Annotated in this window: 11 protein-coding genes; all 11 read right to left on the bottom strand. The window is 44.5% G+C overall.

The features are described from left to right. Positions 1-256 precede the first annotated feature (256 nt). Positions 257-2176 carry a glucosamine-6-phosphate deaminase gene (gene nagB, locus J4N25_RS16300; RefSeq protein WP_207422851.1) on the bottom strand — a complete coding sequence of 640 codons (1920 nt, stop codon included), beginning with the start codon at positions 2174-2176 and terminating at the stop codon, positions 257-259. A gap of 43 nt (positions 2177-2219) precedes the next feature. Then, positions 2220-3014 carry an alpha/beta hydrolase gene (locus tag J4N25_RS16295; protein ID WP_207422850.1) on the bottom strand — a complete coding sequence of 265 codons (795 nt, stop codon included), beginning with the start codon at positions 3012-3014 and terminating at the stop codon, positions 2220-2222. After that, complete coding sequence (locus tag J4N25_RS16290; protein WP_207422849.1) at positions 3011-4891, bottom strand: beta-N-acetylhexosaminidase; 1881 nt, start codon at positions 4889-4891, stop codon at positions 3011-3013. Before J4N25_RS16290 ends, J4N25_RS16295 begins: the two co-directional genes overlap by 4 nt. A gap of 8 nt (positions 4892-4899) precedes the next feature. Continuing rightward, a complete protein-coding gene (locus tag J4N25_RS16285) occupies positions 4900-5580 on the bottom strand; it encodes a GDSL-type esterase/lipase family protein (protein WP_207422848.1) in 681 nt (226 codons plus the stop codon). Between the two features lie 9 nt (positions 5581-5589). Beyond that, complete coding sequence (locus tag J4N25_RS16280; protein ID WP_207422847.1) at positions 5590-7056, bottom strand: hypothetical protein; 1467 nt, start codon at positions 7054-7056, stop codon at positions 5590-5592. Positions 7057-7084: 28 nt separating this feature from the next. Further along, on the bottom strand, positions 7085-8056 hold the full coding sequence (locus J4N25_RS16275) for a DUF1501 domain-containing protein (RefSeq protein ID WP_207422846.1): 972 nt from the start codon (positions 8054-8056) through the stop codon (positions 7085-7087). Positions 8057-8089: 33 nt separating this feature from the next. Next, positions 8090-9325 carry a sugar MFS transporter gene (locus J4N25_RS16270; RefSeq protein WP_242695910.1) on the bottom strand — a complete coding sequence of 412 codons (1236 nt, stop codon included), beginning with the start codon at positions 9323-9325 and terminating at the stop codon, positions 8090-8092. 2 nt (positions 9326-9327) lie between these two features. Continuing rightward, the gene (locus tag J4N25_RS16265; protein ID WP_207422845.1) at positions 9328-10521 is read right to left on the bottom strand and encodes a n-acyl-d-glucosamine 2-epimerase; all 1194 of its coding nucleotides are present in this window, start codon (positions 10519-10521) and stop codon (positions 9328-9330) included. Between the two features lie 11 nt (positions 10522-10532). Further along, positions 10533-11465 (bottom strand): DUF4434 domain-containing protein, encoded by a 933-nt coding sequence (locus tag J4N25_RS16260; RefSeq protein WP_207422844.1) that lies wholly within the window; start codon positions 11463-11465, stop codon positions 10533-10535. 28 nt (positions 11466-11493) lie between these two features. Beyond that, positions 11494-12579, bottom strand: a complete 1086-nt coding sequence (locus J4N25_RS16255; RefSeq protein WP_207422843.1) for a glycerophosphodiester phosphodiesterase — start codon at positions 12577-12579, stop codon at positions 11494-11496. Positions 12580-12662: 83 nt separating this feature from the next. Next, positions 12663-14057 carry a DUF5018 family protein gene (locus J4N25_RS16250; RefSeq protein ID WP_207422842.1) on the bottom strand — a complete coding sequence of 465 codons (1395 nt, stop codon included), beginning with the start codon at positions 14055-14057 and terminating at the stop codon, positions 12663-12665.

Below are 14057 nucleotides of genomic sequence, written 5' to 3'. Positions count from 1 at the left end.
AATGTGGCGATGATCAGGTAGTCAGATTAAATGAAAATGAAACTTGTTCCAGTTTTTTATAGTATAAAGATTAAATTGTGATAAGGTTTAGGTTGCCCTGCTGCTCTCATAGCTCAGGGCTTTTTGTATGAAAGTTCAAATCCGTCACCGGTCGTAGGACCGCTAACGCTTAACCTACAACCAGTATTCTAGAACGGGACATCGTTTCTTATGCGCTAATGCAAATCACGCTACAATGGTTACACTTTTATACACTTCATATGTTCCAGCGTACAAACGCCTCTATTGCTTCATATTCCGCCAGTCCCAAACGGTTATATGCGGCGGCAGTTTCGCTTGTCCTGTCTTCCGCCCTTACCCAAAACTCGCGTGAGTCATCTCCAGGAAATACTGGCCGGTCTTTCTGCGACTGGTGTTTAAAGATGGCTAACCTTTTTTGCTCAACCTCCTTGGGGGATAATGGAACAGCCATTTCGATCTCGTGGATCTCAAACTCGTGCCATGCACCGCGATAAAGCCACAGCCAACAATCCTCAACCCAAGATTCAGTAATCTTAAGGCGCTGCAAGGCTTTCAAAACAATATCGAAACACACCTTATGTGTACCATGAGGGTCTGCAAAATCGCCGGCAGCAAAAACCTGCTGAGGCTTTACAGAATTAAGTAATTCCATAGTCTGCAGGATATCATCCTCATAAATGGCAACTTTCTGCAACTTAGCAAGTTCATAAAATGGCAGGTTCATGAAGTGAATATTTTCATCCGGCAAGCCTGCGAAGCGGGCACCAGCAATTGCCTCCCCTTTTCTGATTAATCCCTTTACTGTCTGAATCTCCGCCGTGTCAGGTTGATTAGGACGTTTTTCAGCAAGGAAAGCCCGCATGCTATTATAAGTCCCTTGTATTCCAGCAACATCCTCCACTTGTGATCTTTGAAAATCAATAGCAAACTCAACGAAGCGAAGTACATCATCGTCCCAAACCGCTGTGTTTCCGGAGGTCTGATAGGCAACATGCACCTCGTGCCCCTGATTCGCAAGGCGGATGAAGGTTCCTCCCATGGATATCACATCATCATCTGGATGAGGAGAAAATATAAGAGATCGTTTTCTCGCCGGAACCGCCCTTTCTGGTCGTTGGCTATCATCTGCATCCGGTTTACCTCCAGGCCAGCCGGTTATAGTATGTTGCACCTCGTTAAATACCCTGATGTTGATATTATATACTGGTCCCATTTCTGTTGCAAGCTGAGACATACCATGATTGTTATAGTCCTCATCTGTCAACTTTAAAATGGGCTTATTAATGGTCCTCGCCAGCCATATTACCGCCTTTTTCACCAACTTCGGCGTCCAGGTACAGTCCTTAACCAACCAGGGAGTATCATTACGAGTAAGCATCGCAGCAGCAGCCGGGTCAACTACAAACTCTACATTCTCAGACAATTGAAGGAAAGTTGCAGGCACTTCGGGTGAAACCTCCCCTTCTACCGACTTCTTGATGATATCTGCCTTTTTGCCACTCCAGGCCATCAGGATAATTTCCCTCGCCTTAAATATAGTTCCGATTCCCATGGTAATCGCTTTCAAGGGCACATTCTGTTTTCCACCGAAATCCCTTGCAGCATCACTTCTGGTTATCTCATTTAATGTTACAAGGCGAGTGCCCGAATTAGGTGCCGAGCCAGGTTCATTAAAACCAATATGTCCAGTCCTTCCAATTCCCAAGATCTGAAGGTCAATTCCTCCATAATTGTTTATCTTCCTTTCGTACTCAAGGCAAAAACCCGCCACATCCTCAGTCGTCAGTGTTCCATCAGGAATATGAACATTTTCCATGGCGATATCCACATGATCAAACAGCTGTTCCTTCATGAAATACACATAGCTTTGCTCTGAACCAGGGGACATCGGAAAATACTCGTCAAGGTTGAAGGTAATCACATTTCTAAAGCTTAAGCCCTCCTCCCGGTGTAAGCGCACCAACTCCCGGTACACCAGCACCGGACTGGCCCCTGTGGCCAGCCCTAATACAGTATTTTCCCCGCGAGCATCCTTGGTTCTAATCAGGTTTGCAATACGTTCTGCTATTACCTTGGATGCGGTAAGTTGATCCTCATATATGGAGACCGGCAATTTTTCATACCGCGTCTCCTCTAGTAAATTTAATCTCGACATTCAATAAAATTCTTTAATCAATTTATTTGCATTCCAGTCAGGCCTAGAACTGCTTAGAAAAAAAATCCATATGATCCTTGATGGTGATCTTCCAATAATCAGTATTGTGTAATCCCGGTTGCACCGTATATTTCGCCTTTATCTTGTACTTATCACATTGTGCACGAAACTGTTGGTTGGCAGGGTACAGGTAATCTTCGGTGCCACAATCGAAAATGATCTGCTTCTCGGTGCCTTTTAGCTGCTCAAGCATATTCACCGGAGAATACGAATCGAAAGCAGTGTTGGTATCTGAATAGGGTCCCAGCAGTTCCGCCAGAGTGGTGGTTTTGAATCCCGAAAAACGGAGGTTTAAAACTCCCGAAGTGCTGCCCGCACTTTTAAACACCGAATTATACTTGATAAACAGATACATGGCTCCAAAGCCACCCATGCTGAAACCAGAAATGAAGAACTTGCTACTATCTATCTGGTAACGATTACCAAGCTCGGGTAAAAGCTCTTCCATAAAAAACCGCTCAAATTTCTTCCCCTGCTTTCCAGGTGTGTCTATGTACCAGCTTTTCTCCAAGCCATCGGGACAAACGATTATACAGGAGTATTTATCCGCATACTCCTGGAGATCTGAAAAAGTACTATAAGAGCGGTAATTGCCCGAATGACCGTGCAGGAAAAACACCACAGGGTACTTATCCTTCTGATTATATCCCTCTGGCTTGAACAACAGAACAGTATCTGTAGCCAGCAGGTATTTTGATTTAAGCGTAATAATATCGCTGCCCTGCACTATGGGAGCAAGGAGCAAACAGAATATAAAGGATAGAAGTAATTTTCTCATTGTGTCAGTCTTTTATTTAAGTCGCTAATAAGCACATTCAATAGCTTGCCAGCGGGTTTTCCTTTTAGATAAGTAATCGCCCGTATCCTTGCTGCTCCCTCAGGAAAACTGATGTAGCCACCGGTATATTTTTTACTGAAGTGATCTGGAAGAGTCTCGTCAAGGGTGTAAAAGATCTCAGCACCCTCCATCTCACATTCCAAAGCAACCTTCAATTGACCATCGTTCCCCTTTTCAACACGAACAAAGGGATCATAAACACTGCGAGCATAGTTCACCTGCATGTGATCAAATCTTTGGAAGTGGCTTTCCATGCGTTCCAGAAAATAGGCCCAGTTCTTTTTTGAAGGAGGGCTCCATAAACCCTCGGCCAGAGCGAAAGAACGAGGCCAGGTCATATATTGAGCATGGCGATAAGTTGGAACGAACTCGGTCCACAAGCTACCCTGTCCTCCTAAAATTTGACCAGCATTAATACTGTCCGGCACTATATCATACATGTACGTCGCCTTAAGTCTCCCCTTTCCATAGGTCAGCGGTTCAATGGCCGGGTCTCCCTGGTACAGATCCCAGTAAGCATAACCCCATGGTGTTACTATAGCCTGGTGTCCTTTCCTTACTGCATCAATAGTTCCGGAAGCTCCATATCTTGCCATGATGGTGGTGTTTTTGCTCAAATTACCTCCTTCGAGCACTTCATCCCAGCCTATCATCTGTTTTCCAGCCAAATTGATGATGCGCTCCATCCTTCGAATAAAATAGCTCTGGAGCTGCGTACTATTTTCCAGGTTTTCATCTTTCATCCTTTTCCTGCAGGCTTCGCATTTCTCCCAAAAGCCTTTATACGCTTCATCACCGCCAATATGGATAAAAGGGTAAGGGAAAAGCACAGCAACTTCATCAATAACCTTTTTCATTACGGAATAAACGGCATCGTTACCCGGACATAAAGCATTATCTTCCTTTTTGTAGAAGTCGGTACCCGGACTAACATTATAATGCATTTTGGTACAACTCAGCTCAGGGTAGGAAGCAATCATGGCCAGGCTGTGACCCGGAACATCGATCTCAGGTAGAACAGAAACAAACCTTGCACTGGCATAAGCCACAACTTCACGAATATCCTCCTGCGTGTAAAAGCCCCCGTCAGTGGCCTTTTCCCCTGGCCGGGCATCCGAAAAACTACCCCATGGTCCCGTTCTTGGAACCCTCCAACTTCCTATAGAATTGAGCTTTGGCAAGCTTTTGATCTCTATCCTCCAGCCCTGATCGTCAGTAAGATGCCAATGGAATACATTGTACTTATACGTCACCATTTCATCGATATAACGCTTCACCTCCTCCTTGGTAAAAAAATGCCGGCTAACATCAAGCATCAGACCGCGGTAAGCAAAGCGTGGATAATCCAAGATCTCGGCGCAGGGAATTAATACAGAAGGCTCGTTTTTCATTTCTAAAGGCATCATTTGCAAAAGCGTTTGCAAACCATAGAATACTCCGGCCTGGGTATTGGCATTGATCAGTATGGATGAGGGACCAACAGATAAACGGTAGCCCTCCTGGTGCAGGGAGGGATCTGCTTTCTTATTCAGCGAGAGCCTTATCCCCTGGTTATCCTCCCTCCCATTGGTCTTCTTAAAAGGCAGAGTAAGCCCCGTCTGCTTCTTCAGTGTAGACAAAAATATCCTGGCTGCCCCTTCGAGCTTTTCATCTGCCAACAGGCAATATAGGGTAGTGTTGCGGTCGACCTTGAAATTCCCCTTTCTTACTGTAAGGCTCACTGGCTCGGGAATGATATGGATGTTCTTAGACTGAGCCAGCAGATGCCGGGACTGTAACAGCGCGATAAAAAAAAGGAAGATTTGATACTTTCTCATAAGCTCTTCTATAGGTATTTAAGTTTCAGGAGATAGTTCTTCCAGACCTCATAGCCGGCAGCGGTAAGATGCAGACCGTCGTTCGAATACTTCGTATCCAATTTGCCTTCTGTGTTAAGAAAAAGAGGATAAAGATTTACAAATTGATAGGAATATGATTTTGAACCCTCCTCCAGTGCCTTGTTGATTTTCCGGATGTGTTCATCTTTATTCTGATGTCTTTTAAACTCGCTGAAGGCATTATTTGTAGGCAAAATACTCTGCACATAGATAGAGGTCTTTGGAGAATCCTTTCTTACCGTTTCTATGATACGCCAGTAATTGGCAAGGATCTTCTCGTCGGGAATACTGTGCGATATATCGTTGATACCGATCATTATAAAAAGCTTAGAAGGCTTTCTTAGCCGCACATCGTCGAGACGGTTTAATACGCCGAAAGTATTATCTGCACTGATCCCCCTGTTCAGCACTTGGATGGTTCCAAATAGCTCGCTCCATTCGGCGATGTCGGTAATACTATCACCAATGAACATTACAGGCTTCCGCTTTTCATGTTTCGGCTTAAACAACCGGTACTGGCTCACCTTCTGCTGATAATAAGTAGTGTTGAATGAGCTATCCAACTGAGCCCTTGAAGAAATTGGAGCAAGGAATATCAACAGACAGAAAAGTTTAAAAACTACTCTCATAAGCTTCAATTATTTAAGCAGCATAATCACCTCTTCCTTCATGGTGTTCATCGGAGTATCCTTGTAAAGGCGCAATGCCGGTGTATCCGAAATGTGATTCAGGGCTATACTAAGATTGCCTGAGTTAGAAGAATTTAAGATTAGAATAGCACGATTGCCATCCACCTTAACACTTTTAATAGCAGCAGGCTGGGCCGCTCCATCTTTCAGTAATCGATAATTTGCCAGATTGGTACCACTCGCCTCATCTATCCTTTTATTAAAAGAGATGATGATACTGTCTGCACCTGCTCTGACTATTTTCACAGGCTTAGGTGCACCACTGTAAATATATCCGCCCAGGTGATACTCGTAACTGGTCCAGGTAACATAGCCGTTCTTCGCAGCTTCTTCACCAAACTTCTTCACCCAGGCTGCAGACTTTATCATATCTTTAACTGAGCCCTGATCTGCTTGCAAGCCAACAGGCATATTCGGAAAGCGATTCTTAATGGGATCGACAAATGCTTTATAATTCTTCATATAGTCGGCAGGCAGCTGTGCTTCAGGCTTCACCCAGTCTGGCCAATGTGTTTGAATAAAATGAAGATCGGGCATTACTTTGGCTACCAGGGAAGCGGCATCCAATCCATGATCTTCCCTTAATTTCGCTACGGCAGAAGTCCCCGAACCTACTCCAAGGCTCCATGTGGCAACAAGGATATCCGGTCGTGTTTTCCTCACCCCTCCTTCGCCATTGTAGATCTCATTTTGAAAGTCATTCACCCCGTCTACCCTAAACTGCATCCATTTGCTATAGAGCTCCTTATTTTTGGTATAGTAATTTTCAGCTGAAGGGTTTTTGAAATCAGGCATTTCAAGGTTGTATTTCTCCTTAAATGCCTTATTTGCCACCGGGCCTACATCTCCATATCTCCCGGTGCGAATGGCATCCCATTCCGGGAAATAGGTTTCCGCCATTTCCACCCCGTCAAAAGGATAATCGCTGATAAGTTTAACCAATGATCTCTTTTTCCAGTTGGTAAAATCTTTATTGAAAAGGGAAAAGAAGGTAAAGCCGCCTCCATTCGGCTCGCGGGTCATCTCCATTTTCCAATTCTCCCATCCCTGAGGTAAACCTTTGGTAGAATAGGTTCCGTTGCCCACCACCATCAGCCATACCGGGATTCCCTTAGCCCTGAAAGCATGGATCAAGGGACCGTTCACTTCATTCTCATTCACCACAAAATAATGCACAGATTTGTAGCCCGCCAGTGAGATCTCCTCCACAATACTTTCAACTGAACGGTTTTTGTAATAGGGAAAGGTAGGGTCGATCTGCATACTGGCGCCGTGGAAAGCACGGTATTTCATAGAGGATGTGTCCTGAACAGCATTTTCCTGCTTAGGAAGTTCACCCGATTTAGACGCTTGTTTGCATGCCAGTGATGTTAGTATCAGCCAGACTAGTGCTAAGGATATATTTAATTTTCTCATTGCATTGTGTGTTTTATAATTAAGCGAGCTAAACCCATCCAAACTGGGATTGAAGGTTTTCATCCAAAAGAGGAAGCCGTAGATCGAACCAGGCCGCAGTGATACCTGGTAGCAGGACGGCGGGATTGGAAAGCTCAGAAGAATTCTTAAGGTTTTTTACTCTACTTTCTTTTAGCTTTCCGCCAATAAGCCATGCGCAATTTTCATTACCATGCTCGGTACCCCTCTTTTTATTTTCCTTTAAAGAGCGCCCAAATTCAGAATAGGTAAGAATAAGGGTATCTTCAAAAAGACCCGTATCCTTTAATCTCTCAACAAATCGCTGCATTCCCTCGGCATAGGCCTTTAGCAGAAGGTTATGTTTTGTTGTCTGCATCTGATGGGTATCAAAGCCATCCAGGGAAAGATGATAAATACGGGTATCGGCACCCGACAATATGGAGGAAGAAACCCTTTCCAGTCCTTGACTAAAGTCCTCTGCCGAAAAAGAGCAATAAGCCTCGTTGAAAAGGGAGGCAAAATCCGCACGCCCGCAATCGACATTCAAAAATGGCAGAGCTTGTATCTCCCCGTTCCTGTTAACAAATGAATCTTCCCAGGGTCCACGTCCAGCTTCGAGTTCCTGCAGTGGATGAAAGTTTTGAAATGCTGTGTGATGAGATGCCTCAAATTCAGGGTGAGCTACAGCATTCAGGAAAAGCATGTTTCCTGAATGATAAAGGTCCTCAACTGGCTGCATAGCAGGATGCAAACCATAAGTTTGGTCCAGTTTAACAACACTCTTCTCCGAAATAGCAAGAGAGGGACGGGATTGATAATAAACAGCATCCGTATAAGGGATCAGGGTATTATAACCATCATTTCCACCCTTTAAATGGACCATTACTAACCTCCTGGTTCCTGTAGGTATCTCCGGAGTATATAAATATTTCAGAACGGCAGGTAGTGCAAGAGCTCCTGCAGCTAAACCGCCCTGCTTTAAAAAACTTCTTCGTTTCATAACAAATCCTTTATTTGTATCCCTGTAAAAGAATTAATTGCCTGGTTTATGACCATTTATACCGTAGAAAACGATATAGCCGTAGCATAGGGCAGGAAGCATAAAAGCAATTACCCATGAATAATGATCAATAAGATAACCCTGGGTATAAGAGATGATCGCTCCTCCTGCTATGGCCGCCGATAAGATACCTGAGCCCATGGTGGTATATTCCTTTAACCCTTCCACCGCAAGCGAAAAGATAATAGCAAACATTACCGAATTACATAGGCCTACCAGGATCATCGTCCACACAGAGACTAAGCCGCTTGTGTTGATGGAGATCAGTATCAGGGCAATGGCTAGAATTGCACAAGAACTAAGCACTTTGGAGGGACTGATATGCTTTAACAATACTGAGCCCAGAAATCGCCCTAACATCATACCAGCCCAATAGAATGATACGTAACCATTGGCTGCAGCTTCTTCGATCTGCAGGTTGTCAGCGATATAATTAGTTAGAAAAGTACCTATCGAAACTTCCGCGCCTACATAAAAAAAGATACCAGCCACGCCATACTTAAGGTTCCTGAATTTCATAATTCCGGCAATGCTCATACTTTTATCCTTTTCCCCTGTTTCGGCTCTTAGGTTGGGCAAAGACATGTTGTACACAGCCATGGCAATAACAAGCAGGACTAATGCAATTCCGATGTAAGGATAGCGCACTGCGTCACTTGACGCATTATCCTCTAATCTTGATAAGATAAAGTAGGCGCCAAAAACAGGAGCTACTGTAGTCCCGAGAGAACCTATACCCTGTATCAGCGTAAGCCTGGACGAAGCAGTTTTAGCAGGACCAAGGATCGTAATATAAGGGTTAGCAGCCACCTGCAGCAGCACAATCCCTATCGCAAGCACAAACAGTGCTGCAAGAAATAAGTAATACTGATGCATCAGGGATGCAGGAAAAAACAAGGCTGCGCCAAGTGCTGCAACGCTGAAGCCTAATACCATTCCATTCTTATAACCAATGCGTTCTACTATTTTTCCAGCTGGGATCGACATGATCGCATAGGTAAGGAAGAAGTAAAACTGTACTAGGGAAGATTCAGAATAGCTAAGGTTGAATCCCTTTTTAAAAAAGGGAACCAGCGTATCGTTCAGGCAGGTTAATAAGCCCATCATGAAATACAGAACGGCAAGCGACATCAATGCCGGCGTATAGCTTTTATTTTCCTCCCCGTCGTACCCGGCAGAAAGGACCTTTTGCATTGGAATATTAGCCATCGTTACATCTCGCTTAATACCTTATCTTCCTTTTCTGCGAGGGTTTTCAGTAGTCCCTGTGCAAGGAAAAGCGCCCTGGGAACATGGAAACAGCCTTTCCATTTGCCACCCTTAAGTGGAAGTAGAACCTCGCCCCTTCTATTCAGGTATCCGAACCACTCGCCGTTGTCTTCGTCAACAAAGTTCTTCCAGGTATACTCATGCAACTTCTTAAACCAATTCAGGCAGCGTTGATCTCCTGTTTTCTCATAGCCTTTCAGCATACAAACAATAGCCTCCGCATGTACCCACCATAATTTCTGATCCCATTCCAGCTGCTGCGGGGGATTACCCTTTATATCCAGAAAATAGAGAATTCCTCCAAATTCCTTGTCCCATCCATATTCAAGAGCGTTTATGGCGATATTAACCGCTTTTTCAATGAGCTTTTGGTCATTACGCCTGGTAGCAAGATCCATTACAAACCACATTGCTTCAAGTACATGACCAGGGTTTAAAAGCCTTCCTTCAAAAGAATCAGAAAAGCTGCCATCGGCATAAACGTTTTCCAGGATCAAACCAGAATCAGGCTGATAAAACACCTCCATTACGGTGTGTATACCCTTGTCGATAGTCGCCTCAACAATTGCAGGATCCAGCACATGTTCAATTTCCAGCACCAGGTTTGAAAGGATCATCGGAAGTGAGAAATTTTGAAGTTCTCTTGTTCCCGGAAAAGCTTTGGAGAATTTGCCTTTAGGGTTATCCTGTCTTTTTAAGATATTAAAAAAAGTGTTCACAGAGATCTCTCGGTATTCTTCAACACCACTGGCCTTATAGAGTTGAGCAAAAGCCATCGTTGCAAAGCAATCTGAAAATATATTGTAAGGTTGCACTAAAGGTGCCCCTTCCCGGCTTAGTGAGAAATACCAGTTACCGGCACTATCACGTCCATGCTTTTTAAGGAATTCTGCCCCATGGATAGCGGTCTCCAGCCAAAGCGGATTCTTTTCCATCTGGTTATATAGCATGGAAAATGTCCAAACCTGACGTGCCTGCAACCAGATGAATTTATCGGTATCAAAAACGCGTCCCTCAGTATCCAGGCAGGTAAAAAAACCGCCATATTCTTTGTCCGGAGAGTTCTTCAGCCAAAAGGGTAAAACTTCATCCACTAAATTCTTTAAATATATGCTGCTGTATCTATTAAAATCCATTGCTGAGGTGCTTAGAAGGTTTTGATGTATTCTTTATATCTGTCGAAGAGGTGTCCAGCCTGGAGGTAGGCCGACTGCGGACTAAGGAAATGTGAGAATTCAAAGGTGATCGCTTTGTCGAATCCCGCTTTACGGGCCGCCTCAAGTTTCATTCTTAGTTTCTCAAACTTGATGGGAAGATACTTGATCGGCATGTCCCGGTCGAAAGTTTCGGCATTGGTCCAGCATTCCATTTTATATTTCCTGGCCAAACGCTTATTGATCTCGAAGAAACCGTCCAGCTCATGAAATTCAACGTGTCCATCCTGAAAGGCAACCGCATCCACAAACTTGCTTATCCCGTCAAAGATCTCGTTCCATTCCTCCTCATGCTGTTTAAGGGTTACAGCTTCATCTTTAGTTAGCGTGGATGAGAAAGACTGTACCGTCTTTTTACCATCAATCCAGGGCGAAATAAAGGTGGGAAGGTTGTTAGAAATATCTTTACAATGCTTACCCAGCTTTGCGTAAAGATCAATAATGCCGCTTGTGCGACGACTAATCTCCTGAGCCAGGTACCAGCCCTTGAATGATTTGAAATGCCCATAGTTCTTCCATACTTCGTCGATCACCCTCATGTTCAAGTCGATCTCCTTCTGGTATTGGTTATTTGCCCAATATTTTCCCGAGTCGTAGAGTCCAAAGTAAAAGTTCATCCCGTGCTTATCAGAAAGCTCGAGGAACATTTTAACAAGGTCTACCGGAGGCTCATAGCAACCCTCCTGCTTCACGAGTACCTTCGATGGATAGGTAATAAAGCGATGAAGACCACTGCGAATAAGATACACCGAGTCGATACCAACCGACTTCATGTGCGAAAAATCTGCATCCCATTCGGCTCTACCCCAGTTCTGGTGGGGAATATCGATGCTTATTTCATCTAAAAAAGTTCCTGTAATTTTCATATTCGTCTAATTATTAATGATCTGATTGTTAATTCCCCGCAGCCGTAGCATTCTTGCGGTCTTCGATAAGTTTCAGGAGCTTCAGGGGTTCGTCTGTGGTGATATAATCCACATCCCATTTCAGCAGGTCGAGCATAGGCGCTTCCTGGTTTATCGTCCAGCTATTGACTGAAAGCCCCAGCTTCTTCGCATCCGCTATCCAGGAAGGGTTCTTTTTAAAATGTTCAATGGGATAGTCAAGGCCCGTGAGCCCATCCTTTGCAACCGTAGCAGGATCTCTGTCGCCCCACAAATAGGCGGTTTGAGCAAAAGGGTCAAGAGCTGCGATATGCTGCAAAACGCCATAGTTGAAACTGATATAGTCTACCCAAGCCTGTACCTTAAGCGCATGAACCATATCTACCGCCTTCTCCGCGAGCTCCAGGCAGCGTTCCTGCCCCTTTCCAGATGTCTTGATCTCCAAAAAAAGGCGAGTCTTGTTCTGGCCCTTGATAGCTCTGAGGTATTGCTCAAGCGTAGGTACATATTCACCTCCACCAAGGTGCACCTGCTGTAATTCCATGGCAGTACTTTCTTCTATCTTCTTTCCCCCGATAATCGCATCATGCGCTACTACCGGTATCCCGTCTGCGGAAAGCCATATGTCAAATTCTGCTGCTTCGCAACCTGCTTTTATAGCCAGTTCTTCTGATTTGAGGGAGTTTTGCGGAACTGCCGCATCCTTCCAGGCACCCCTGTGCGCCACCACCTTGTTCCGGATAAATTCATCCTTCACCAGCACAAAATCCTTTTTCCTGCTGCCTGCGGATACAGAAATCTCAAACTCCTCTGCTCCGGGAGGCAATACCCTCCCCGGTTTAAGTTTCAGCCGGTTACCCTTTACTATCTTGAACGAGCCAGAAGTGTCGCGATCCAATCTAACTTTCAGCTTTGCCTTTGTTGCGTCAGTCACTACAGCTACCCGGGCACCCGGTACACCTGGTTTTACCTTGTAGGAAGAAAGGAAAAGCCCTTTAACAGACTGTGCATATAGGTTCCCAACTGTCGAAACATTAAACATAGCAAGGGCTAAGGCTATAAAAAACAGCCCTGATTTAGTGCAATAAAATCTCATGTCGTACTTTTAAAGCCGATTAAAAAAGAGGATAAAAGGTCCGGAAGCTCCGGAACCTTTCGTTGAATTATAAATCGTTTGTATTAAGGGTTATACTTCATCCGGTAAGCCATTACCCCGGCAGTTGAAGCAGCATTGGTGGCCATACTCCCGTAAATATCAATCGTATTTCCGTTAACAGATACTGCAATATCACCCCAGCGGTTATAGTTTGTACCGCCATACGCTTCAGAGGTGAAGAGCATGAAATCGGTGTACCCCTCTGCACCCGATACTAACTTCATCTTTTCAGGATCCGTAATATCATAAACCTTAATATGAGTAGCATCCCATGCATAATACCCCTGTGTTAGGGCAGCCATAAATACCGTTTTACCTATTTCAAACACTTCAAAGTCGAGGATCTTATAGTAATGGTTCTGTGTATTCATCTGAATTACATCCATAGACGTATTGAACTGCAGGAAACGACTTCCCTGGGCCAGACTTGCATCGGGAGATACGTAATTACAATAGGTAAGGTAATGATCTGAATTATCATCAAGGGATTTTCGCTCAACGTTTGCGAAAGTCCAGGCAGGCGCGCCTGCATACTTAAGAATGGTTGGCAGATTATTTACCGGAACACCATCCTGGAACTGCCAGTAGTAAATATCATTATTACCGTTCGTGGTGGCATAAACGAAAGCCCTACCCTGTTTAATGTTACCTTTTACAGTCACCTTCCGACCAAGGTTCACAGGGCAACCCTGTGCGGCCGTATAGTTCAGGATCTGTACCGGTGCTGCATCTATATTATCATATCGGTAAACCACAAAACCTGCACTATAGATATTGTAACGATTCACGATAAAATGCTCGGCATCATCTGCAACAACTTGCATACAATACGTTGTAGGTGGAGCAATATTTTTCTTGAAGGTACCCGTTGTGCGATCATAGACTTTCACTCCAGCCTCAAGCACCGTACTACCAGCGTTAAAGTCAGCCACAAGCAAGTTATTGTCTACAACAGCGATACCTGGGATATTGGTACGAAGAACACCTAGATCCTGGGAATTTTTAAACCACGATTTACTGAAAGTGGTGCGCGGTAAGGTAGGGACTACCTTTATAATATGCTTCCTACTCTCCCCTGCTCCGTTGATCACGGTAACCTCCAGGGGTTTGGAAAAGTCTACCGTTCCGTTCAGTGCCGGAATCATCCTGCTGTTATTTTCGAGACTTGCCTTTGGCTTTAAAGCCGTTACATTTAACGGAGCCTCTTCTGTTGTGGGCACCTTCACATAAACAGTGTCACCATCCTTGTATGGTCCAGCGATCGTAGCTGAGTATTCAGTAGCCTGACCTGGTATAGAAACCGAGAAATTCAGTAAGCCTTTTTCCTGAAGCTGCCCTTTTCTCAGGTCCACTTTCTCGCATGACGCAAAGATCAGCGGCAGCGAGCATAGCATATATAGTAAATTCCTTGTTTTCAT

The organism is Desertivirga brevis (assembly GCF_017355835.1).
Note: the sequence above shows the minus strand (reverse complement) of the source record. Positions and strands in the feature narration are given on the sequence as shown.

What these genes read in the sequence shown, in the direction of transcription:
- J4N25_RS16295 (WP_207422850.1), bottom strand. Translation starts at nt 3,014, where the DNA reads ATGAGAAAATTACTTCTATCCTTTATATTCTGTTTGCTCCTTGCTCCC.
- J4N25_RS16260 (WP_207422844.1), bottom strand. Translation starts at nt 11,465, where the DNA reads ATGAAAATTACAGGAACTTTTTTAGATGAAATAAGCATCGATATTCCC.
- J4N25_RS16285 (WP_207422848.1), bottom strand. Translation starts at nt 5,580, where the DNA reads ATGAGAGTAGTTTTTAAACTTTTCTGTCTGTTGATATTCCTTGCTCCA.
- J4N25_RS16250 (WP_207422842.1), bottom strand. Translation starts at nt 14,057, where the DNA reads ATGAAAACAAGGAATTTACTATATATGCTATGCTCGCTGCCGCTGATC.
- J4N25_RS16280 (WP_207422847.1), bottom strand. Translation starts at nt 7,056, where the DNA reads ATGAGAAAATTAAATATATCCTTAGCACTAGTCTGGCTGATACTAACA.
- J4N25_RS16290 (WP_207422849.1), bottom strand. Translation starts at nt 4,891, where the DNA reads ATGAGAAAGTATCAAATCTTCCTTTTTTTTATCGCGCTGTTACAGTCC.
- nagB (WP_207422851.1), bottom strand. Translation starts at nt 2,176, where the DNA reads ATGTCGAGATTAAATTTACTAGAGGAGACGCGGTATGAAAAATTGCCG.
- J4N25_RS16275 (WP_207422846.1), bottom strand. Translation starts at nt 8,056, where the DNA reads ATGAAACGAAGAAGTTTTTTAAAGCAGGGCGGTTTAGCTGCAGGAGCT.
- J4N25_RS16255 (WP_207422843.1), bottom strand. Translation starts at nt 12,579, where the DNA reads ATGAGATTTTATTGCACTAAATCAGGGCTGTTTTTTATAGCCTTAGCC.
- J4N25_RS16270 (WP_242695910.1), bottom strand. Translation starts at nt 9,325, where the DNA reads ATGGCTAATATTCCAATGCAAAAGGTCCTTTCTGCCGGGTACGACGGG.
- J4N25_RS16265 (WP_207422845.1), bottom strand. Translation starts at nt 10,521, where the DNA reads ATGGATTTTAATAGATACAGCAGCATATATTTAAAGAATTTAGTGGAT.